Raw genomic sequence first — 21,135 nt, 5'->3', positions numbered from 1 at the left:
GCCTGACACCTCCCCCTGGCGGGGGAGGATAAGAGTTGGCCGTACTCTCGCTCAGATCGACAACTTAGGGTCACCCTCCATCACGCGCTGTTCCAGCGTTGGCCGTTCGCCCGCGGCCCAGCGCTTGGCGTGGTGCGATACGCGATACCTCAGCGGACCGCCGTCGGGCGTGGTGGCGCGCGTGATCGGGCGGACGATGCAGACGAATTCGGTGTCGATCGCGTCGGGCCCGGCGCTGACCACGGCATAGCCATGCCCGGCCATGTCGACGAACTCGAGATGCGGCGCGACGTCGGGATTGGTCACCGCGCGCGCCTTGGTGATATCGCCGCTCGCCGCATATTCCAGCGCGCTGCGCACGCCGCGCTTGATCGTCAGATTGATGGTGTGCTCGGGCGCAGCAGCCGTCGTTTTGCGCACGTACAGCGGCAGCACGGGAGAATCCTTGAAAAATTCGGCGGCTTCGCCCAGCCCCGGCGCGGAAATCGACCCCGTGATGAAGCTCAGCCCGACCGGCGCGAACCCGGCCGGCGGCAAGGCCGGCGCGGCATAGCCGGCCCAGAAGCTGTGGCGGTCGCCCGAGACGGTGACGAATCCCGTCACCTTGTGGTCGCGGACCGTGTCGTAGATTTCCGCGCGCTCCGCGAACGCGCCGCTAAAATCGCCGCTGCCGAAAGTCCCGAAGTCCTTGCCCGGCCATGGCGCCTTGATCAATCCGGCGGGCAGGTTCTGAGGATCGGTCCGCATGTCGAGCGTGCCGTTGGTCGCGCCCCAGATTTTCCAGGTCGCGGTCGACCGGGTCAGCCGGTCCTTGAGCCACGCTTTCTGCTCGCGGCCAAGCACGGTGTAAGCGGGCTCATCCTTGCGGAAATTGGGGATGCTCTTGTCGCCGAGCGCGATGGACGCGGGGGGCTTGCCGCCGGCATAGTCCTTCCCGCCATCGACGATCTCCATCCACTCCTGCGGGAGGACCGGATACTCGCCCGAATCGAGCGCGGCCGCCTCGGGTCGATCGGTCGGGTCCGCCGCTTTGTAGCTGTGGAAGTCGGTCAGGATGAGATCAACATGCCGGCCGTAGCGCAGCGCGCGATAAGCGGTCATGCTGCCGACGGCGACGCGGTTGTTCGGCTCGGTGCCGAAGCCGTGATCGTCGAACGTCTCGATCGGCGCCTTCGCCACAGTGGGCGGCCCGAACCGATCGAGCCCGGCGCCCGATGCCTTGCGGACGCGCGACGGGATATATTCCCACCACGCCTGGTTGGCGGCGACGCGCAACGGTTGCGCCGGCTCGACCTTGCCGCCATATTTGATGAAGCTCTGCCAGCCCTGCCACGAGAATTCGTGGTTGTCGCCGATGCACACGAACGGGAAATACGCCCGCGCGTCCTGGATATCTGGGTCGTCGATATGCGCGCGATAGACGTGGCGGTAGCCGGCCAGGTTGGTCGGCACGTGGAAATTGGCTACTTTGCGCGCGTCCGGGATGCGACCGAGATCGTAGACGGTGCGCGAATAGCGATGCGGCACTTCGTCGGGATATTCGACGACTTCGTAGATGAAGTCGCCCAAATGCAGCACGAAACCCAGCTTGCGGTCGGCGGGCGCGCGCTCGTCCTCCCAGATCATCCGCCGAAAGGCGTTTTGGGCGCCTTCGTTGACGCTCTGGCATGACACGAAGGAGAAACGGACCGGGCGAGGATCTTTGGCGAGCGGGGCGGTGATCGTGCGCCCCACCCGGCTGCCGGCCCCGGTCTCGTCGGTGAAGCGGTACCAATAGACCGTCGCTGGCTTGAGCCCTCCGACCAGCGCGCGGCACGTCCAGTCCGATTCCGCCAGCACCGGCACTCGCGCGGTCGCCACGACCTTCTTGAAACCGGGATCGAGCGATATTTCGACGTTCAGATCGGCGCGTGTTTTCTCGGCGAACGGACGCCGGGTCCACAGGATCACGCTCTGCTCGTCGGGGTCGCCCGACGCGACGCCTTGCGGATAGAGGCTACGGTCTTCGCGCCAGGAGAGCCGCGACGCGGCGGACGAGCGGGTTGCCCACAAAGCGGTCGCGCCCAGCGCCGCCGCGGCGGAAATGAATTCGCGTCTATCCATGCTCATCGTCCCCGCTTCTTTTGTATCAATCCTCATGCCGCGCGCCACTCGCTCAAGCTCGAGCGGAGGGAGTACTGTGCTATCGCATAAACACACCTGGACCCGGTTCGCGGCGCAGGCAAGAGGGGAGGTGGAGGCAGGCGACGTTGCCCTTCCCCTTCAGCGCCGATCGTTGGTATCGGTACCGTTTCGAAAGGAGCCTGCATGACACCCTTCCCCGCGGACGTCTTCACCGAGCCGACCGATGTAGACCCCAACACGCTCGCCAATCTCGGCCCGTTGCGGCGGCTGGCGGGCGGTTGGGAAGCGCGCAAGGGCGTCGACCTCAATCCCAAGGCCGACGGGCCGGAGCGGCGCGAGTTCATCGAGCGGATCGACTTCCAGCCGATCGATCCGCAGGCCAACGGCCCGCAATTGTTCTACGGCCTGCGCTATCACATCCATATCACCACGGTCGAAGAGGACATCACCTTCCACGATCAGGTCGGCTATTGGCTATGGGAGCCCGCCACCGGACTGGTGCTCCAGACGCTGGCGATCCCGCGCGGCCAGGTCGCGCTGGCGGCTGGCCATGCCACCGCCGATGCTGATACGATCACGGTCGATGCCGAGCGCGGCCAGACCCAATATGGCATCTGTTCGACCGCGTTCCTGGAGTACGCCTTCCGCACCGACCATTACCGCATCACGATCACGTTCAACGCCGACGGATCGTGGAGCTACGTCACCGATACGACTTTGGCCGTCCACGGTCAGGACAAGCCCTTCGCGCATCGCGACCAGAACACGCTGGTGCGGATCAGCGATCCGGTGCCCAATCCCTGGGCGCAGATCATCGCCGCTCGGAAGGCGAAAAGCGACGCTGCGGCAGGCGCCGCGACGTCTTAGTGTCCGAACCGTGCGATATGTGTGCCTCCCCGGCGAAGGCCGGGGCCCAGCTGCGACGAGGTGGCGATGGCGTCCCGTCGCCGTGAGAGCATCGCGACTGGGCCCGGGCCTTCGCCGGGGAGGCGATGATTAAATTCTATTGGATCAGCCTAGTTCGTCGGCGCCTTGGGCCCATCCTTGGTCGCCTCGACCAGCGAGTCCCCGCCGAGCGCGCGATAAAGCGTGACCAGGTTGGTCGCGCGGATCAGCTGGGTGTTGATCTGCGTCTGCTGCGCCGAATAGAGCGACCGCTGCGCGACCAGGCTGTCGAGATAGGAATCGATCCCGCCGCGATACCGCATGTCCGACAGCTTGTAATTGTCCGTCGCGGCTTCGAGTTGGTCGCGCGTCGCGGCCAGCTGATCGGTGATCGTACCGCGCCGCGCCAGCGCGTCGGCGACTTCGCGGAACGCGGTCTGGATGGTCTTTTCGTAGGTCGCCAGCGCGGCGTCGCGTTGCGCCTTGGTCACATCGACATTAGCCTTGCCGGCGCCGGCACGAAAGATCGGATAGGCGGCGGCGCCCCCGGCCTGCCAGTTGAACGCGCCGCCGGTGAACAGCGAGCCCAGCGCGTTGCTGGCGAAGCCGACCAGGCCGGTCAGGCTGATCTTGGGGAACAAAGCCGCGCGCGCCGCGCCGATCTCGGCATTGGCGGCGCGCAACTGATACTCGGCATCGACCACATCGGGCCGCCGCAACAGGATCGACGAATCGAGCCCTGCGGGGAGCTCGGCCAGGGTTGCGCCTGCCGCGTCGATCGAATTGGGCAGATTGGCGGGATCGACCGGAGCGCCGACCAGCAATTGCAGCGCATTGACGTCCTGCGCCAGCAAGGTCGTCTGATTGGCGACGTCGGCCCTGGCGGTGTCGAGCGTCAATTGCGCCTGGCGCAGATCGGTGCGCGGCGCGATCCCGCCATTGAGGCGCTTCTGGGTCAGGTCGACGCTGATCTGCGCGCTGGCCGCGGTATCCTGCGCGATCTTGAGCAGACTCTTGTCCGACGCATAGGTCAGCCAGGCATCGGCGATGTCGCCGATCAGCGTCAGCCGCGTCGCGCGTGCCGCCGCTTCGGTCGCGAAATAGCTGTTGAGCGCGCGATCGGATTCCGAGCGGATACGCCCGAACAGGTCGACTTCGAACGCGTTGATGCCGACATTGGCGTCGAAGCTTGACTTCGCGCCGGTCTCTCCCTGGCCGCCGCGGAAAGTAGCGCCGGCACTGGAGTCGATCTCGGGAAACAATTCGGCGCGCTGGATGCGGAACTGGCCGCGCGCCGCGGCGATATTGGCGGCGGCGACGCGCAGGTCGCGATTATTGGCCAGCGCCTGGACGATCAGTGCCTGCAACCGGGCATCGCGAAAGATGTCCTGATAACGCACCGTCGGCAGCGTCGCTTCGCTATGGCGCAGATAGGCATCGCCGACCGGCCAGCTTTGCGGCACCGGCGCCGCCGGGCGGACATATTTCGGCGCGAGCGAACAGGCGGTCAGGCTCGCAATCATCGTCACGGCGGTCAGCTTGCGAATCATGCCATGGCCTCCGGTTCGGCCGGCGGCGGGGCCGGATGCTCGTGGTGGAGGTGTTTCAGCGCATCGCGCGCCGTGCGGCGGACGAGCACGAAGAACAGCGGAATGTAGAACACCGCCAGGATCGTCGCGGTCAGCATCCCACCAATCACCGCGGTTCCGATCGCCATGCGGCTGTTGGCGCCCGCACCCGTCGCGATCGCCAGCGGCAGCACACCGAAGATGAACGCGAAGCTGGTCATCAGGATCGGGCGGAGACGAATGCGCGCGGCTTCCAGCGCCGCGTCGATCACGCGCTTGCCTTGCTTCTCCGCTTGCTCGGCGAATTCGATCATCAGGATCGCGTTCTTGGCCGCCAGCCCCATCGTCGTCAGCAGCCCGATCTGCAGATAGACGTCGTTCTGCAGACCGCGCAGCGTCACTGCGAAGACCGATCCGACCAAGCCGAGCGGGATGATCAACAGCACTGCGATAGGGATCGTCCAGCTCTCGTAGAGCGCGGCCAGGCACAGGAACACCACCAGGAGCGACAGGCCATAGAGGATCGGTGCCTGGCCCGAGGACAGACGCTCCTGATATGACGCGCCGCTCCATTCGATCGAGGTGCCAGGGATCTTGGCGGCCATTTCCTCGATCCGCTTCATCGCGTCGCCCGAACTCTTGCCCGGCGCCGACTGGCCGGAGATTTCGTACGACGAAATGCCGTTGAAGCGGCTCAACGACGTCGGCGCGTTCGACCAGGAGATCGTGGCGAAGGAGGAAAAGGGGACCATCTGCCCGTTTGTCCCGCGGACATACCATTTGGCGATGTCCTCGGGCGACGAACGGTACGGCGCATCGCCCTGGACATAGACGCGCTTGACGCGGCCGCGGTCGTTGAAGTCGTTGACGTAGCTGCCGCCCCATGCGGTCGACAGGGTCGAGTTGACGCTGGCCTGGGTCAGCCCGAGCACCGACAGTTTCTGCGCGTCGGTGTCGACCTTGAGCGTCGGCTGGTCGGGCAAGTCGCTCGGACGCACCGCGGCGAGCGTCGGATCGGCGCGGGCATCAGACAGCAATTTGTCGCGCGCCGCCCGGAACTGATCACGAGTCAGGCCGCCGGTATTTTCCAGCTCGACGGTGAAGCCCGACGACTGGCCGAGGCCGCGCACCGCGGCGGGAACCGTTGCGTAGAACTCGACGTCGCGCAGCCCGCCCAGCGCCTTGGTCGCGCGGTTGGTGATCGCGTCGGCGCCGTTCTCGCTGCCCTTGCGCTCGCTCCAATCCTTCAGCGCGACGAAGCCGCGGCCGGCATTCTGGCCACCGCCACCACCACCGCCACCGGAACCCGCCACGCTCAAAATGGCAGCCGTGTTCTTGCCTTCAGTCTTGAGGAAATAATCCTCGATCGTCTTCTGCGCGGCCTGGGTGCGGTTGATCGTCGCGCCGGCGGGCAGGTTGAACTGGATTTGCGCAAAGCCCTGGTCCTCGGTCGGCAGGAAGCCGGTCGGCAACCGCACGAACAGGATCACCAGGATCGCGATGACGCAGGCATAAATCGCCAGGAACAGCCATTTGCGGTCGACCACCCTGGCCACCCGACCGGTGTACCAGTTCACCATCCGCTCGAAACTGGTGTTGAACCACTCGCGCGCTTTCTCGGTGTGGCGGTAGACCCAGCCGTCGTGACGCTCCTCTTCCTTGCGCTTGAGCAAGGTGGTGGTCAGCGCCGGCGTCAGGATCAGCGCGACGACCACCGACAGCACCATCGCCGACACGATCGTCAACGAGAATTGGCGATAGATGACACCCGTGGACCCACCGAAGAACGCCATCGGCAGGAACACAGCCGACAGCACCAACGCGATCGCGACCAGCGCGATCTGGATTTCCCCCATCGACTGGATCGTGGCGTCGCGGGGACTCATCCCCGGATTCTCCTCCATCACGCGCTCGACATTCTCGACCACGACGATCGCGTCGTCGACCAGCAGGCCGATCGCGAGCACCAGGCCGAACAGCGTGAGCGTGTTGATCGAGAAGCCGGCGACGGCGAACACGCCGAACGTGCCGAGCAGCACGACCGGCACGGCGATCGTCGGGATCAGAGTCGCGCGCCAGCTTTGCAGGAACACGAACATGACGATGACGACCAGCACGATCGCCTCGAACAATGTCTTCACCACGTCGTTGATCGACAGCTTGATGAAGGTCGTCGAATCGTTGGGGAAATCGTAGGCGAAGCCCTGGGGGAAGTTCTTCGACTGGTTCTCGATCTCTTTCTTGACCAGCTCGGCGGTGGTCAGCGCGTCGGCGCCCGGCGCCAGGCTGACCGCGATGCCGGCACCGGGATGGCCATTGACGCGGCTGATCGAGGCATAGCTTTCCGCTCCGAGTTCGATTCGCGCCACGTCAGCCAGCCGCACGGTCGATCCGTCGGGCTGGGTCTTGACGACGATGTTGGCGAATTGCGCCGGCGTCGACAGGCGCGACTGCGCGGTTACCGTCGCGTCGAGCATCTGGTCCGGACCGCTGGGTACCGCACCGACCTCACCCGCCGCGACCTCGGCATTTTGCGCGGTGATCGCGGTGGTGATGTCGGCGGGGACCAGCGCATAACTCTGCAGCTTGTCGGGGTTGAGCCAGATGCGCATGCCATATTGCGCGCCGAACACATTGGTGTCGCCAACGCCGGGAATGCGCCCGATCGTGTCCTGCAGGTTCGACACCAGATAGTCGGAGACGTCGATATTCGTCTTCTGGTCGGTGGTGTCGTAGATCGCCGCGATCAGCAGGAAGTCGGGGTTCGACTTGGTCACCGTCAGGCCCTGCTGCTGGACCTGCTGGGGCAAGCGGCTCAGCGCCTGCTGTACCTTGTTCTGGACCTGGACCTGCGCGATGTCGGGATTGGTGCCCTTCTGGAAGGTCGCGCTGATCGTCACCTGACCACGCGACGAGGAATTCGAGCTGAAATAGAGCAGCCCGTCGATCCCCGTCAGCTGCTGCTCGATCACCTGGGTGACACTGTTCTCCAGCGTGACCGCCGACGCGCCCGGATAGGTCGCGCGGATATTGACCTGCGGCGGCGCCACGTCGGGGAATTGCTCGACCGGCAGCGTGAAGATGCTGCCCAGGCCGACCAGCATGATGATGATCGCGATGACCCAGGCGAAGATCGGCCGGTCGATGAAGATGCGCGACATGGGCTCAGCCGCCCTTGCCGGTGCGCTTGCCCCCTTGCGGCGCTCCGATCTTTTGCGGCGAACCGGCGGGTACCGCCTTGACCGGCTGGTTGGGTTTCAGCTTGCCGATCCCCTCGGTGATCACCTTGTCGCCCTGTTTCAGGCCGCCGGTCACCACCCAATTGATACCGACGGTACGCGACGTCGTCACCGCACGCGGGATCGCCTTGTTGTCGGCGCTCAGCAGATAGACCTGGGCATTGCCCTGGGGATCGCGCGTCACCGCGGTCTGCGGGATCAGGAACGCATTCGGATCGCTCGCCTGGGCGAAGTCGGCGCGGACGAACATGCCCGGCAGCAACAGCCCCTGCGGATTGGGGAAGCGCGCGCGCAGATTCACCGTGCCGGTGGTCGGGTCGACCGTGACTTCGGAGAATTCGACGGTGCCGACATAGCCATAATCGCTGCCGTCCTCGAGCTTCAGATGGACCTCGGCCTTGGTCGGCACCGCGCCGCCGCCGGCGAGGGCGCGGCGCAGGCGCAGCAGATCGGCGGAGCTTTGCTGGATATCGACATAGATCGGGTCGAGCGCCGAGATCACCGCCAGCGGATCGGTCTGGTTGTTGGCGACCAACGCGCCTTCGGTGAACAGCGAGCGGCCGATCTTGCCGCTGATCGGCGCGGGCACGGTAGTGAAGCGCAGGTTGATGTTTGCGGTATCGAGTGCGGCGCGGTTCTGGGCGACCGCGGCTTTGGCCTGGCGCGCCGCGGCGGCGGCGTCGGTGTAATCCTGCGCCGCGACCGCTTGCTCCTTGGCCAGGGGGGCGTAGCGATCGGCCTTGATCTTGGCTGCTTCGGCGCTTGCCTGTGCGCTGGCCAGATTGGCGGCGGCCTGATTGGTCGCCGCGCGATAGAGGCTGGGGTCGATCTGGTAGAGCGGCTGGCCCTTCTTGACGAACGAGCCTTCGGTGAAGAAGCGCTTGCGGATGATGCCTGACACCTGCGGCCGGACTTCGGACGTCTGATAGGCATTGGTCCGCGCGGCGAGTTCGGTCACCATCGGGACGCTAGCCGGCTCGATGACAATATAACCGACTTCCGGCGTGCCCTGCTGGCCGCGCCGGCCACCCTTCGCTTCATTGTCGCGCGCGCTGCATGCGCTCAGCGCGAACAAGCCGATCGATAGGGCGGCGAGGGCGGACCGCGCCACCCGACGATGGGGAAGTAAAGGCATTGGCGGCTGATGGTTTCCCGATCGGTGCGTGTCAAACACCGCTTTGTCGCAAATTTTATCAGGTGCGAACCAGCAACGCGCTATTTCGTTGCGATCAGGATCCGCATCTGCGCGGTCTTCGCGCCCGAGAGTTGCACGACATAGCTGCCCGGTTGCAGCGCGAAGTCGACGATCTTGCGGATGCCCGAACAGGGCGCACCTTCCATATGCGCGACCGAAGTCAACGACTTGCCGTCGCGTACGAGGTCGATCCACGCGCTGTTCTCCAGAACCACGCGATAGGTGCCCGCGGTTGGGATGGTGACGTGATAGACCCCGCCGAACGTGCCTGGGGCTGGCTTGCGCGCGAGCGGCAGCGGGAACGTGACGCCGTCGATCGGTTGTAGTGCCAGCGCGATATTCTTGCCCGGTGCGATCACGTCGCCGGTCATGCCCGGCGCCACGCTCCATGCTTCGAGTCCCGCCGGCGGCGCGACGGTGGCGGTGCAGACCGGCGCGGCGGTGGCGGGTGCCGCTTGCAGCAACAGGATGGCGAACAGGCTGGCTATCATCGCGCGCGACTCCAAAACTTGCAGCGAATTGCCCTAGATCGCTGCCGAATAGCGCGCAAACAAATCGGCGAGGTGTCGAAATGCGTGTTCATTTCGGCCACCGCCGCCGCAGTGTCGCGGTTGGCGATCGCTTCCGCCAGCCGGTGATGCTGTTCGAGCACCATTGTCCGCTGGTCGGCGGTGGTGCGGGTATGCCAGGCGGTCGGCACGGCGATGGTCATCAGCGATTCGAACGAGCGGATGATGTTGTAGAACAGCACGTTGCCGCTCGCCTTGGCGATTGCCTGATGAAAGGCGATGTCGTGGCGCGTCAGCTCGTCGAGATCGCCGCCATGCGCCGCCATCGCCTCGGCATGACCGACGATCGCGCGCGCTTCCGCGTCGCTTCGCCGGATCGCGGCGAGCTCGCGGTGCGCAATTCCAACGTGCGGCGGACGTCCCAGATCTCGTTGACGGTGACTTGCGCGGTGGCGACGGCATGGTCGAGCGAGGTCGACAGCGCCGATCCGTCGATCGCCGCGACGCGCGCCTTGCGGCCATTGCCGACATCGATCTGGTGCAACGCAGCCAGGGTCGAGAAGGCCTCGTGCATCACCGCGCGGCTAACGCCCAATTGCTCGGCGAACGCGCCTTCACCAGGCAGCGTGTCGCCGACCTTCAGGTCGTTTTCGCGGATATGGTCGCGCACGTGGCGTACCGCGAGATCGACCAACGAGCCGCCCTGGATGGCGCGAAGTCGGGCTGAGGATGCGCGCGATGCCAGATCGGCGCCACCCGCAACGGCGCGAGAAGTTGGCATCGTTGGAAAGGCCGCTGAGCTAGCCGATCGCTCTCGTCGCCATCAGGCGAGCGCCCGCTTCAGCGCCGCGAGACGCGCCGCCTGCGCCGCGGTGGCGATGTCCCCGACCGGCATGATGTCGAACCCGTGCATCCCGCCCGGAAGGACGTGGAGCTCTGTCGGCACCCCGGCGCGGATCAGGCGGCGGGCATAATCCAGATCCTCCTCAAGGAAGAGATCGAGCGTCCCGGTCATGATATAGGCCGGGGGCAGGCCGCTCAGGTCGGTCGCGCGTGCCGCCGCCGCATAAGGCGAGACATCGGCGCCACCCGGCGTCTTGCCGAGCAGCGACGACCAGCCGAAATGGTTGCTCTCCGGCGTCCAGATGAACTCGCCGGTATAAGGATGCGTGTCGCTGGTGGCAGCGGTGCGGTCGTCGATCATCGGATAGGTCAGATGCTGAAAGGCGAGGCGATATTCGCCGCGGTCGCGCACCAGCAGCGCCAGTGCCGCCGCCAATCCGCCGCCGGCGCTTTCGCCCATCACGCCCAGTCGCGCGGTGTCGACGCCCAGCTCTTCGGCATTATCCACCGTCCAGCGCAGCCCGGCATAGCAATCCTCGATCGCTGCCGGGAAAACATGCTCGGGCGCGAGACGATACTCGACCGACACGATCGCACAGCCCAGCGTCTTGACTAGCGGGCGGAGCAAGAACTCCATCTGCGCCGCGCTGCCCCCAACATAGCCGCCGCCATGGACGTGATAGATGGTCGGCAGCGGGCCGGCGACGCCATCGGGCTTGTAGATGTGGAGAGCGATGTCGGGGGCGCCTGCGGGGCCGGGAACGGTCCTGATCTCCAGGCTCGATCCTTCGCGATCGATCTCGAACGGCAGCAACTGCTCGCGCTCGCGCATCTGGATCAGCGTCTCCGCGTTCAGGGAGAAGGTCGGCCATGCCTCGAGCAACGGGCGCAGCGCGGGGTCGACCAGATGCATGGAACGGGACATGGATTTCTCCTGTTGGTGAGCCCGGGACGTGTCCTGCCGTATGGGGGTGCCGTCAACAGCCGATAATCGCGGTTTCGCCGGCGGCGGCCACTTCATTCAGGAGGATATGCCGGAGGAATTGTGTGCGCTGATCGACGATCTCATCCGCGCAGATACAGGCGTCGCGGCATGAAGGTCGTCAACGCGGTGTTCCCACCCGCAGCCGGCCAATTCAACAGTCGCACCAAATCGCTCTGGGGCTGACTACCCGATCGGCAGCCGCGTGAACTCGACGCCGCGCGACCCGGGGAGCAGGCTGAACATCATGCCGTCCTCGCCGACCACGATCGGCAAGGTCAGCTCGTCGAGGCGATCGAACGGCGGACGGCGACTTATGAACGCCTGCTGCCGTTCAAGCGTGCGGGCGACGCGCATCGCCACATGTCGCCGGCGATCCAGGCGGAACATGCCCGAATGCTCTGCATGATGCGGCAGCGGCTGCGCTCGTTCCTGCCGCCCGCGATCACCGGCGACGAGGTACGGTTCGAGACGATCGACTTGATGATGAGTTTCGAGGCGTGGCAGCGGCTGCGCGACGAGCAGGGCCTATCAGTCGACTTGGCGCGCAGCATCGTCCTGCGCGAAGTGTTGCGGCTGGCCGGCGCGGAGGGCTCCGACCCGGCGGCGTGACGCGTGCGAGCCTCTAGTCTTCGCCCTCCAGCGCGCGCTGCATGTATATTGTATCCAATATCCGACCGAACTTGCGGCCGACGCCGATCATCCTGCCGGCGTGGACAAACCCGCATTTGGCGTGCAGCGCGACGGAGGCGGGCTCGCTGCCGCCGATCACCGCGATCATCTGGCGAAAGCCCGCATGGCGCGCCGCCTCGACCAGCGCGGGCAGCAGGCGCGATCCTATCCCGCGCCCGATATGATCCGGCGAGAGATAAATGCTGTTCTCGCACGTCTCGGCATAAGCCGGCCGGTCGCGGAACTGGGTGGCATAGGCATAGCCGGCCACGGTGCCCTCCTGCTCGGCGACCACGAACGGCCATCCGCGCGCGGCGATCGACGCGATCTTCTCGCGCCATGCCGCGACCTCGGGCGGCTCGGTGTCGAACGTCGCGGTGCCGTGCAGCACATGATGTGCATAGATTGCCGCGATCGACGCGGCGTCGTCGGGCCGAACGGGACGGATGCAATCCTCGGTCATGGCCGCAACCTCGCAAGCCATCGCGGCCGACGCAACCGGGTGACGCGCCGCTTTTCGAATTTTTGCGGCCATCGCCCTGCCGAAGAATAGGCTCTCAACACCGTATTCCGCTGGATGCGATTCCGTATCGCTGCGATATATGAATCGGATGCGATGCTTGCCTGGCGTATTGAGTTCCGATCCGGACCTACCTAAGCAATTACTCTGACATATTATCAGGGGGTTGTGGTGAAATTGGTATTTCCTTTCTCAGGTATATCTCCCAACCATTTGGCCCGCCTATATTTCCCACCAGATTTCCAGCGACCGATCCCGCAGCTGAAGTCGATAGCATAATGCGCATCATCCTTGTCGAAGGGGATGCGCGATCTCGCGCTGTGCTGCACGAGTGCCTGCAGCGCGAAGGATTCGACGTCGAAGCGATCGCATCGCCGCTGGAATTCTATCGCTCGATGGCAACGAGCAGCTGCGATATCGCCGTCGTTGACGCCGATCTTGCCGAAGGGGCAGGGCTGGATATCGTGTCCTGGCTGCGCGGTATGGGCAATATCGGCATCATCGCCTTGAGCACCGGCAACGAGGCGCGCAATCGCATCGCGTGCTTCGAGAGCGGGGCAGACCTCCATTTCACCAAGCCGGTCGATGGCGAAGAACTGGTCCATGGCCTGCGCAATCTGCTCCGCCGCCTCGCCCATAACGGGGTCGCGCACGCGGCACCCGTCGCGTCGTCCGATTGGTTCTTCGACGCCAATCATTGGCGGCTGCAGGCGCCGAACGGGCCGTCGGTGAAGCTCAGCGCGGTCGAAGCGAAATTCGTCCGGCGCCTGTTGACCCAGACGGGAGCGGTCGTCTCGCGGGCGGAATTGCGGGCCGAACTCGGTTATGGGGACGACGCGGTCGGCGACAAGAATCTCGACGCCGTGATCCGCCGATTGCGGCGCAAGGTCGAAATCGCGACAGGATCTCCCGCGCCGATTCAGACGGTGCACGGGCAAGGCTATCTCTTCTCGGCCCAACTCCGATTGGACAGGCGCCGCGCGCTCGAGCGTTAGCCTGTGCTGGGAATAGGCGGGTCTCGATCGGCGCGCGCGACAAAGGCCTGAAACACGCTGTCATAGTCGAGCATGATCAGGTTACGCCGTCATGCCGGGCTTGTCCCGGCATCCACTGTGCAGGTTAGCGCATAGCAAGAGCTTCTTTTCCCGGGCTTGCCGCCCGGTGGACGCCGGGACAAGCCTGGGGTGACGATTCACCCGGTCGCATCCAATTCTAACACGCTGTGTTCCGCCGACTCGCTTGCCGCGCCGGCCGCGAGTCTGTCCACCAGCGGCAACCGAAACAGTTTTGTTACAACTGTTTACAATCGAGACTTAGTCGAAATTAGTATCATCTAGTAGATTTTCTCATCCCGGCGTCGATATCATACTAAATCCGACTTGATTAACTAACTGTTAACTAAGAAAAATCCCTTTGATACCTATTGCATAGCTTAAATTGTCTGCTTAGTCTGACATTGCTGGCCAAAAGGAGTCAGATAAAGGGTCGATTGTCGCATTCATTCTATTGATAGTGGCGGCACGGTAACTTCCTGGATCATCTCCAGGGCAGCCGGTGCAAAGAAAAGGGGTAATGGTGTGATCAAGCAATTCAGGGCAGTTTCTGCCCTTTCCCGCCGCGCGACTGTTTCCGGACGGAGCGTGCGGCGCCTGATGCTCGCCACGCTGGGCACGGCCTTTTTGGCCGGCAATGTCGCCGCCACGCCGCAGGCGGCGGCGCCGGCCCAGCCCGCCAATCCGTTCCAGGCCCAGGCCGGCCAGCTCGGCGTGCGCAAATGCGCCAATCTCTTTTCGGCGCTCGGCCAGACGGTTGCGCTCGGCTCCGATTACTCGGGTCAAGTGCAGGCCGAGAAGGCGGCGCCAGATGCGCACGGCGTGGTGGGTGTGGTCGGCATGACCTACAAGACCGCCGCCTATAATTCCCAGGCCGCCGGGGTCGTCGTGGCGACGCCGGTCGGCACCAAGTGCGAGGGGCAGCTGGTCCGCGTCGCGCCGTTCCAGCGGGCGTGCAAGGACGTCCTCCCCCTGCTGCCGGCCGGCAGCACCGCGGCGGGCGCGCTGTCCGGCGTGCCGCTCTACAATCTCGGTGGCAATCAGGGGCAGGCGATGCTGGTCGCCAGCGGCAACGCCTGCGTGGTGGTGACCATCGCGCGAGGCGCCGACATCGGGTGATCCCGGGAGGGCGGCGATGAGCCGAGGCGCATCGCCCGACCCTCTCCAATAGCCGCAATTTGAAGTTCGGAACTCGTGAAAGCGTCCCCGCGCGTCGGGGCGGTGGGGACGCTGTGTGTTCGCTACGGGCCATCGGTCGAAGTGCCGCGGCCAGTTCAACAAGGGGAAGTGCCATGTCTGAATATGAGTCGCAGGATATTCGTCGCACTCGCTTTGCCGCGAACTGGGTCGTCGGCGCGGAAGGCGCGAGCTGGTCGCAGCGGCGGCGGCTGATGGCCGTGCTGCGCCGCGCGCATCGCGTGCTTGGGCTGAAGCGCGACCAACTCGGGCTCGGCGGGCTCGGTACGACGAGCCCGTCCAGCGCTGCGCCGTCGGCATCAGGTTTCGCGGTTGAACTGACCGGAAAGACGGGGCTCTTCGCCGGCGTGGCGCTCGCCGCGTTGGGCGCCGTCGCCGCCCCGCAACCGGCTTTCGCACAGCTCGCCATCGGCAACGGGACTGCGGTCAATACCGCCAACTGCACCAATCCCGCTGCGGGGGTGCAAAGCACGGCTATCGGTTGCGGCACCTCTGCTACCGGCTCTGCCTCAACCGCGGTAGGTGACGGCGCAGTAGTGAATGGCGCCGACGGCGTGGCGATCGGCACCGGCGCCACCGCAACGGGCAACGCTACGATCGCCATCGGTTACGCGATGAGTGTCAATGGCCTCAACTCCATAGGCATAGGTGTCTTTGCGAACGCGACCGGCGTCAACGCGCTCGCCGTAGGAGGAAATGCCCGCGCGCTTGCGGATGGGGCATCGGCCTTTGGCGTCAACTCCACCGCAAACGTCGCCAGCGCGACCGCCATCGGCAACGCCGCCACCGCTAGCGGCGGCTCTGCCACCGCCCTCGGCGTGTCGAGTCAAGCAACCAGCGCTAATGCCGTCGCTGTCGGCAGCTTGAGCCAGGCGACAAACAGTGCAGCCGCCGCAGTCGGCAATGGCGCCAGGGCGACGGGTAACAGCGCGCTCGCGCTCGGGGCGCAGGCGGTGGCGATCGGCGACAGCACGGTGGCGGTCGGTCAGGGCGCCGGCGCCGGATCCACCACCGGCAACGCTAGCTCCGTTGCGGTGGGCATTGCAGCGGGGACGCTCGTCAGCGGCGGACAAAATACCGCGATGGGCGGTGGCATCGCTAGCGTGATGCGAGGCGCCGGTTCCGGCGTCACTGGAACACGCAACGTCGCCCTGGGAACCGGCGATGGCACCGTCGCCTACGACGCTACGCTTTCTGCCTCCGCAGGCAGCCTGGTTACGGGCACCGACAACGTCGCGATCGGAACCAATGCCGGCATCGGCGTCACCACCAACAATACGACATCGATCGGCCACAACGCTCAAGCCAGCCAGGCCAACGGCGTTGCCATTGGCTTGGGAGCAACCGCCACCGGCGTGAACGGCGTCTATCTGGGCGCGCGTACCGTTGCCGGCACAGGCGCCCTTGCCGGGAGCGCGATTGCCATCGGCACGGATGTGACGGCAAACGTGGCCGACGCCACCGCAATCGGCCGCACAAGCGTGGCATCGGCCCAGTTCGCCATCGCGATCGGGGTAAATTCGCAAGCGTCGGGCATAAGTTCGTCCACGCTCGGCCCCAATGCAAACGCTTCGGGCAACTTCGCACTGGCGCTCGGCAATGCCGCTGTGTCGAGCGCCGTTGGCTCGGTCGCAATCGGGTCGGGTGCCCAGGGCACGGGCACTGCCGCCATCGCGCTCGGCAATGGCGCCGGTGCGACCCTAGCGCGCGCAACTGCGCTCGGTCCCAGCGCAGCAGCGAGCGGAGCGAGCGCGCTGGCCGTAGGCGACACCGCCAAGGCAAGTGCCCAGAATGCAATCGCTGCGGGAACGAACTCGGTCGCGAACGCCGTCGATTCGGTCTCGATTGGCACCGGCTCGACCGCGACGGGCGGCAAGGCGGTCGCGGTCGGCGCGGGCAACGTTGCCAGTGGCAACGGCGCTGTAGCGATTGGCGATCCCAACACCGCCACCGGCAACGGCACCGTGGCGAGCGGCATGGACAATACGGCGACCGGCGATGGCTCGGTCGCGATGGGCAACACCAACATGGTCGGCGGCGGTGGCCAGGCGGTGAGCACGCCCGGTACGGCCGCACGGGGTGCGGTCGGTATCGGCTATCAGAACAAGGTTGTCGGCCAGGGGAGCGTCGCGATCGGCAACGCCAGCAGCGCTCTAAGTGCGGGAGCATTGGCGTTCGGCGACTTGGCGAATGCCGGTGGAACGGCCGGCCCCGGGGCTCTTGCTGACAATTGGGCGACGGACAGCACTCAGCGAATCGTGGGATTTGTCAGCGGTAATATTGCTATCGGGTCCAGCGCGGCGAGCAACAATAGCGGCACGGCCATCGGTGGTTCGGCACAAGCGACCGGCAATCAGTCATTCGCCGGGGCGGCCGGGGCCGTAGCCAGCGGCCGCGTAGGCGTTGCGCTTGGCGGCGCCAGCCTCGCGTCCGGCGATTCTGCGGTCGCGCTGGGCAATACGTCGACTGCTTCGGGCGCTCAGGCCGTCGCGCTCGGTGCCGGAGCGGAAGCTGCCGGCGTTGCGGGCGCATCGCTCGGCAAGGCAGCCTTTGCCACGGGCGACCAATCGGTCGCGGTCGGCAATTTGAGCCGTGCCATCGGCACCAACGCGCTCGCCGTCGGCAACGGCGCACAGGCGACCGGCGCCAACAGCATCAGCATCGGTACGGGTAATGTCGTCAGCGGTGCGAATTCCGTCGCCATCGGCGATCCGAGCACCATTACCGGCTCGGGTTCCTATTCGCTGGGCAATAATAACACGATCGACGCCGATAACGCATTCGTCGTCGGCAGCGGCGTGACGGTCCCGACCGGCCTCAACGGCGCGGTCGTGTTCGGCAACGCTTCGACCGTTTCGGGCGCCGTGGCCACACCCAATGCCACCATCAATGGCACGGCCTATACGTTCGCAGGTGGCGCGCCGACGGCAGGCGACGTGGTGAGCGTCGGCTCAGCGGCGGCGCCCCGCCAGATCCAGAACGTCGCCGCTGGCCAAATTAGCGGCAGTTCGACCGATGCGGTCAACGGATCGCAATTGTTCGCGACTGATCAGGCCGTGAACAGCCTCGGCACCACCGTCACCAACATCACCACCGGCGGCGGCATCAAGTATTTCCACGCCAATTCGACCCTGGCCGATTCGGTGGCGACCGGAACGGATTCGGTCGCGGTCGGCCCAGTCGCGGCGGCGGACAATGCCGGTGCGGTGGCGATCGGCCTCAACAGCCACGCGATCAGCAGCGGCAGCGTCGCCCTCGGTCAGGGCGCCACGACCGGCAACGCGGGCGATCTCACCCGGATCAACCAGGTGGCGATCGGCAACAACGCCGCCGCTACCGCGCAGAACAGCGTCGCGCTCGGCGACGGATCGATCGCAAGCGGTCCGCAGGCCACCGCTTTGGGCTCGTTGGCCACCGCAACCGGCTCCAACAGCACGGCGGTTGGTCGCAACAGCCAGGCCGGGAACTCCGGCACTGCGGTGGGCACGACGGCCCAGGCCAATGGCACTCGCTCGACGGCGCTCGGTCAGAACGTCCAAGCGAACGTCAGCGACGGCACCGCCGTCGGCTACGGCACGCGCGTGACCGCCGCCGGCGGCCTCGCGATCGGCAACAACGCCGCGGCGAACGACGCCAACGCGGTCGCACTCGGCACCAATTCGGTCACGGCGGCAGCAGTCGGGACGGCCGGCATCACGATCAACGGCACCAATTATGCCTTTGTCGGCACCACGCCCAGCAGCACGGTGAGCGTCGGCGCGCCCGGCGCCGAGCGGACGATCACCAATGTCGCCGCCGGCCGCATCAGCGGCAGCTCGACCGATGCGATCAACGGCTCGCAATTGTTCGCGACCAACCAGGCGGTCGGCGCGCTGGGCCAGGGCTGGACGGTGAGCGCCCAGGGCGCCAACGCGACCAATGTCGGCGCGTCGAGCGCGACCGGCAATACCATCGACCTGAAGAATGGCGACGGCAACATCGTCGTGACCAAAAGCACGGCCAGCAACGACGTGACCTTCAACCTGGCCAACAATCTGGCGGTCAACAGCGTGACCGCCGGCGGCACGGTGCTGGGCACCACCGGCCTGACCATCGCCGGCGGCCCGAGCGTGACCACCACCGGCATCAATGCGGCCGGCACGAAGATCACCAATGTCGCGGCGGGCGTGAATCCGACCGATGCGGTCAATGTCAGTCAGCTGAGCTCCTCGACCGGCGCGGTGGTGACCACCGGTCAGAACTTCACCGGCAATGACGCGACGGCGGGCATTGTGCATCGCGATCTCGGCACGGCTTTGACGATCAAGGGCACGGCGACCACGGCGGGCAGCTATTCCGGTGCCAATTTGAAGACGGTTACCGACCCGGCGACGGGTTCGATCAACCTGCAGATGGCGGACGCACCGGTGTTCACCAGCGTCACGACAGGCGGGACAGTGCTCGGCAATACCGGCCTGACCATCGCCGGCGGTCCGAGCGTGACCACCACCGGCATCAACGCGGCCGGCACGACGATCACCAATGTCGGGGCGGGCGTGAACCCGACCGATGCGGTGAATGTCAGCCAGCTGACCAGCGCGACCGCTGCGGTGCAGGGGCATTATTACAGCGTGAATGACGGCGGTACCGTGCGCGGCAACTACACCAATAATGGCGCGACCGGCCTGAACTCCGTCGCCTCGGGGCCGAACGCGGTTTCGGCGTCAACGAACAGCGTTGCGATCGGCAATGGTGCCCTCAATCAAACCTCGGGTACCGATAGCGGGGAGGTCGCGGTCGGCAATTTGGCGCGCACCGGCCAGGGCAATGCGACGGCGATTGGTTCCCAAGCCACGGCGCTCGGCACGAACTCGATCGCGCTCGGGGCATCGGCGTCGGGAAGCACGTCCTATGCCATCGCCATCGGCGCGGGGCCAACAACCGGGGCCAGCGCTTCAGGCGTCGGGTCGATCGCCATTGGCGGCGGCGGCGGGACCGTTCCCACCGGGAATCCCGCCTCCGCCTCCGGAGCTCGCGCCGTCGCCATTGGGCAGAACACGGCGGCCAATTTCAGTCAATCGGTTGCCCTGGGCAACAAGGCCACTGCCGGGAGTGCTTCCTCGGTTGCCATGGGCGACTCCGCTAGCACGGGCGCGACCGGCGTGAACGTCGCGATCGGCAATCTGAGCACGGCCAATGCCGGTACCGCCACGGGCGGCGCGGTGGCGATCGGACGCTCCAACACCGCGTTCGGCGACGGCGCGGTGGCGATCGGCGACCCGAGCTTCGCGAGCGGCACCGGAGCGTTTACCGGCGGCGCCAACAACATCGCCAATAGCGACGGGACCGCGACGGCAACGGCCGCGAACCAGGCCAATGGCGCGGTCGCGATCGGCAACGGCAACAAGGCGATCGGTCAGGGCAGCGTCGCGCTCGGCAACGGCTCGACCGCGGGCGCCGCCGGCCTGGCCGGCAATGTCGCACTCGGCAATGGCGCCATCGCCGCGGCGAGCGCGGGCGATGTCGCCCTCGGCTCGGGCAGCACGACTCTGGCGGCCGTCGGGACGACGGGTACGACGATCAACGGCACCAATTACGCCTTCGCCGGGACGACGCCGACCAGCACGGTGAGTGTTGGTGCGCCCGGTGCGGAGCGGACGATCACCAATGTCGCGGCCGGACGGGTCAATGGCGGCTCGACCGACGCGATCAATGGATCGCAGCTGTTCGCGACAAATCAGGCGATCGGCGCGGTCGGGACGGGCCTCGACAATCTGGGCCAGAGCGTCGCGACCTCGCTGGGCGGGACGTCGGTCTACAATCCGACGACGGATACGGTGACGGCCGGATTGGCGGTTGGCGGCACGACCTACAACAATGTGCAGTCGGCGCTGACGGCGGTGAACACCACTGCCTCGGCCGGATGGAATGCGACCACGGCGGCAACGGGCACGGGCACGGTCACCGGCACTAGCGTGCAGAACGTCGCCCCCGGCGGGACCGTGACCTATACCGCGGGCAACAATATCGCGATTACCCAGAATGGCGCGGAAGTGCAGATCGCAACCTCGGCAACGCCGGCCTTCACCAGCGTTACCACCGGCAACAGCCTGCTCAACACCAACGGCCTGACCATCACCGGTGGACCCAGCGTGACCACCGCCGGGATCAACGCGGGTGGGGCGACGATCACCAATGTCGGGCCGGGCGTGAACCCGACCGATGCGGTGAATGTCAGCCAGCTGACCTCATCGACCGGCGGCGTCGTGACGACCGGCTTGAATTTCACCGCCAATGACGCGACCGCCGGCATCGTCCATCGCGACCTCGGCACCGCCTTGACGATCAAGGGCACGGCGACCACGGCGGG

General features: G+C 65.9%; 15 protein-coding genes. 5 read left to right on the top strand and 10 right to left on the bottom strand.

Features of this window, described 5'->3' with window-relative positions; all coding sequences use genetic code 11:
- Window positions 1-51: 51 nt before the first annotated feature.
- A complete protein-coding gene (locus SAS01S_RS04750; protein ID WP_245656745.1) occupies window positions 52-2,109 on the bottom strand; it encodes an alkaline phosphatase D family protein in 2,058 nt (685 codons plus the stop codon).
- Window positions 2,110-2,307: 198 nt separating this feature from the next.
- Here SAS01S_RS04750 and SAS01S_RS04745 point away from each other — a divergent pair, with 198 nt between their 5' ends.
- The gene (locus SAS01S_RS04745; protein ID WP_066805656.1) at window positions 2,308-2,991 is read left to right on the top strand and encodes an FABP family protein; all 684 of its coding nucleotides are present in this window, start codon (window positions 2,308-2,310) and stop codon (window positions 2,989-2,991) included.
- Window positions 2,992-3,140: 149 nt separating this feature from the next.
- Here SAS01S_RS04745 and SAS01S_RS04740 read toward each other — a convergent pair whose 3' ends face one another.
- The 8 genes from SAS01S_RS04740 to SAS01S_RS22390 form a co-directional block, all read right to left on the bottom strand.
- Window positions 3,141-4,559, bottom strand: a complete 1,419-nt coding sequence (locus tag SAS01S_RS04740) for an efflux transporter outer membrane subunit (protein ID WP_066805653.1) — start codon at window positions 4,557-4,559, stop codon at window positions 3,141-3,143.
- A complete protein-coding gene (locus tag SAS01S_RS04735; RefSeq protein WP_066805650.1) occupies window positions 4,556-7,738 on the bottom strand; it encodes an efflux RND transporter permease subunit in 3,183 nt (1,060 codons plus the stop codon). The genes SAS01S_RS04740 and SAS01S_RS04735 overlap by 4 nt, the downstream gene beginning before the upstream one ends.
- 4 nt (window positions 7,739-7,742) lie before the next feature.
- A complete protein-coding gene (locus SAS01S_RS04730) occupies window positions 7,743-8,951 on the bottom strand; it encodes an efflux RND transporter periplasmic adaptor subunit (RefSeq protein ID WP_066805647.1) in 1,209 nt (402 codons plus the stop codon).
- Between the two features lie 80 nt (window positions 8,952-9,031).
- Window positions 9,032-9,502 carry a hypothetical protein gene (locus SAS01S_RS04725; protein ID WP_157082668.1) on the bottom strand — a complete coding sequence of 157 codons (471 nt, stop codon included), beginning with the start codon at window positions 9,500-9,502 and terminating at the stop codon, window positions 9,032-9,034.
- Window positions 9,499-9,867, bottom strand: a complete 369-nt coding sequence (locus tag SAS01S_RS23120) for a FadR/GntR family transcriptional regulator (RefSeq protein ID WP_245656752.1) — start codon at window positions 9,865-9,867, stop codon at window positions 9,499-9,501. Before SAS01S_RS23120 ends, SAS01S_RS04725 begins: the two co-directional genes overlap by 4 nt.
- Window positions 9,813-10,214: a FadR/GntR family transcriptional regulator gene (locus SAS01S_RS23115; protein WP_066805638.1), complete on the bottom strand. Its 402-nt coding sequence runs from the start codon at window positions 10,212-10,214 to the stop codon at window positions 9,813-9,815. Before SAS01S_RS23115 ends, SAS01S_RS23120 begins: the two co-directional genes overlap by 55 nt.
- A gap of 129 nt (window positions 10,215-10,343) precedes the next feature.
- Window positions 10,344-11,288 carry an alpha/beta hydrolase gene (locus SAS01S_RS04710; protein WP_066805635.1) on the bottom strand — a complete coding sequence of 315 codons (945 nt, stop codon included), beginning with the start codon at window positions 11,286-11,288 and terminating at the stop codon, window positions 10,344-10,346.
- A 243-nt stretch (window positions 11,289-11,531) separates the two neighbouring features.
- The gene (locus SAS01S_RS22390; protein ID WP_157082667.1) at window positions 11,532-11,735 is read right to left on the bottom strand and encodes a hypothetical protein; all 204 of its coding nucleotides are present in this window, start codon (window positions 11,733-11,735) and stop codon (window positions 11,532-11,534) included.
- A gap of 6 nt (window positions 11,736-11,741) precedes the next feature.
- Between SAS01S_RS22390 and SAS01S_RS04705 the strand changes: the two genes are divergently transcribed.
- On the top strand, window positions 11,742-11,957 hold the full coding sequence (locus SAS01S_RS04705) for a hypothetical protein (RefSeq protein ID WP_157082666.1): 216 nt from the start codon (window positions 11,742-11,744) through the stop codon (window positions 11,955-11,957).
- A gap of 13 nt (window positions 11,958-11,970) precedes the next feature.
- Here SAS01S_RS04705 and SAS01S_RS04700 read toward each other — a convergent pair whose 3' ends face one another.
- A complete protein-coding gene (locus SAS01S_RS04700; RefSeq protein ID WP_066805803.1) occupies window positions 11,971-12,480 on the bottom strand; it encodes a GNAT family N-acetyltransferase in 510 nt (169 codons plus the stop codon).
- 335 nt (window positions 12,481-12,815) lie between these two features.
- Here SAS01S_RS04700 and SAS01S_RS04695 point away from each other — a divergent pair, with 335 nt between their 5' ends.
- The 3 genes from SAS01S_RS04695 to SAS01S_RS04685 form a co-directional block, all read left to right on the top strand.
- Entirely contained in the window at window positions 12,816-13,532 is a 717-nt protein-coding gene (locus SAS01S_RS04695) for a response regulator transcription factor (protein WP_066805629.1), read from the top strand.
- Between the two features lie 657 nt (window positions 13,533-14,189).
- A complete protein-coding gene (locus SAS01S_RS04690) occupies window positions 14,190-14,708 on the top strand; it encodes a hypothetical protein (protein ID WP_066805626.1) in 519 nt (172 codons plus the stop codon).
- 173 nt (window positions 14,709-14,881) lie between these two features.
- A partial coding sequence (locus tag SAS01S_RS04685) for a hypothetical protein (RefSeq protein ID WP_066805623.1) occupies window positions 14,882-21,135 on the top strand: 6,254 nt, incomplete at its 3' end.

Origin of the sequence: Sphingomonas asaccharolytica NBRC 15499 (assembly GCF_001598355.1) — a bacterium.
Classification (GTDB): Bacteria; Pseudomonadota; Alphaproteobacteria; order Sphingomonadales; family Sphingomonadaceae; genus Sphingomonas; species Sphingomonas asaccharolytica.
This window is presented reverse-complemented; position numbering and strand designations above follow the sequence as displayed.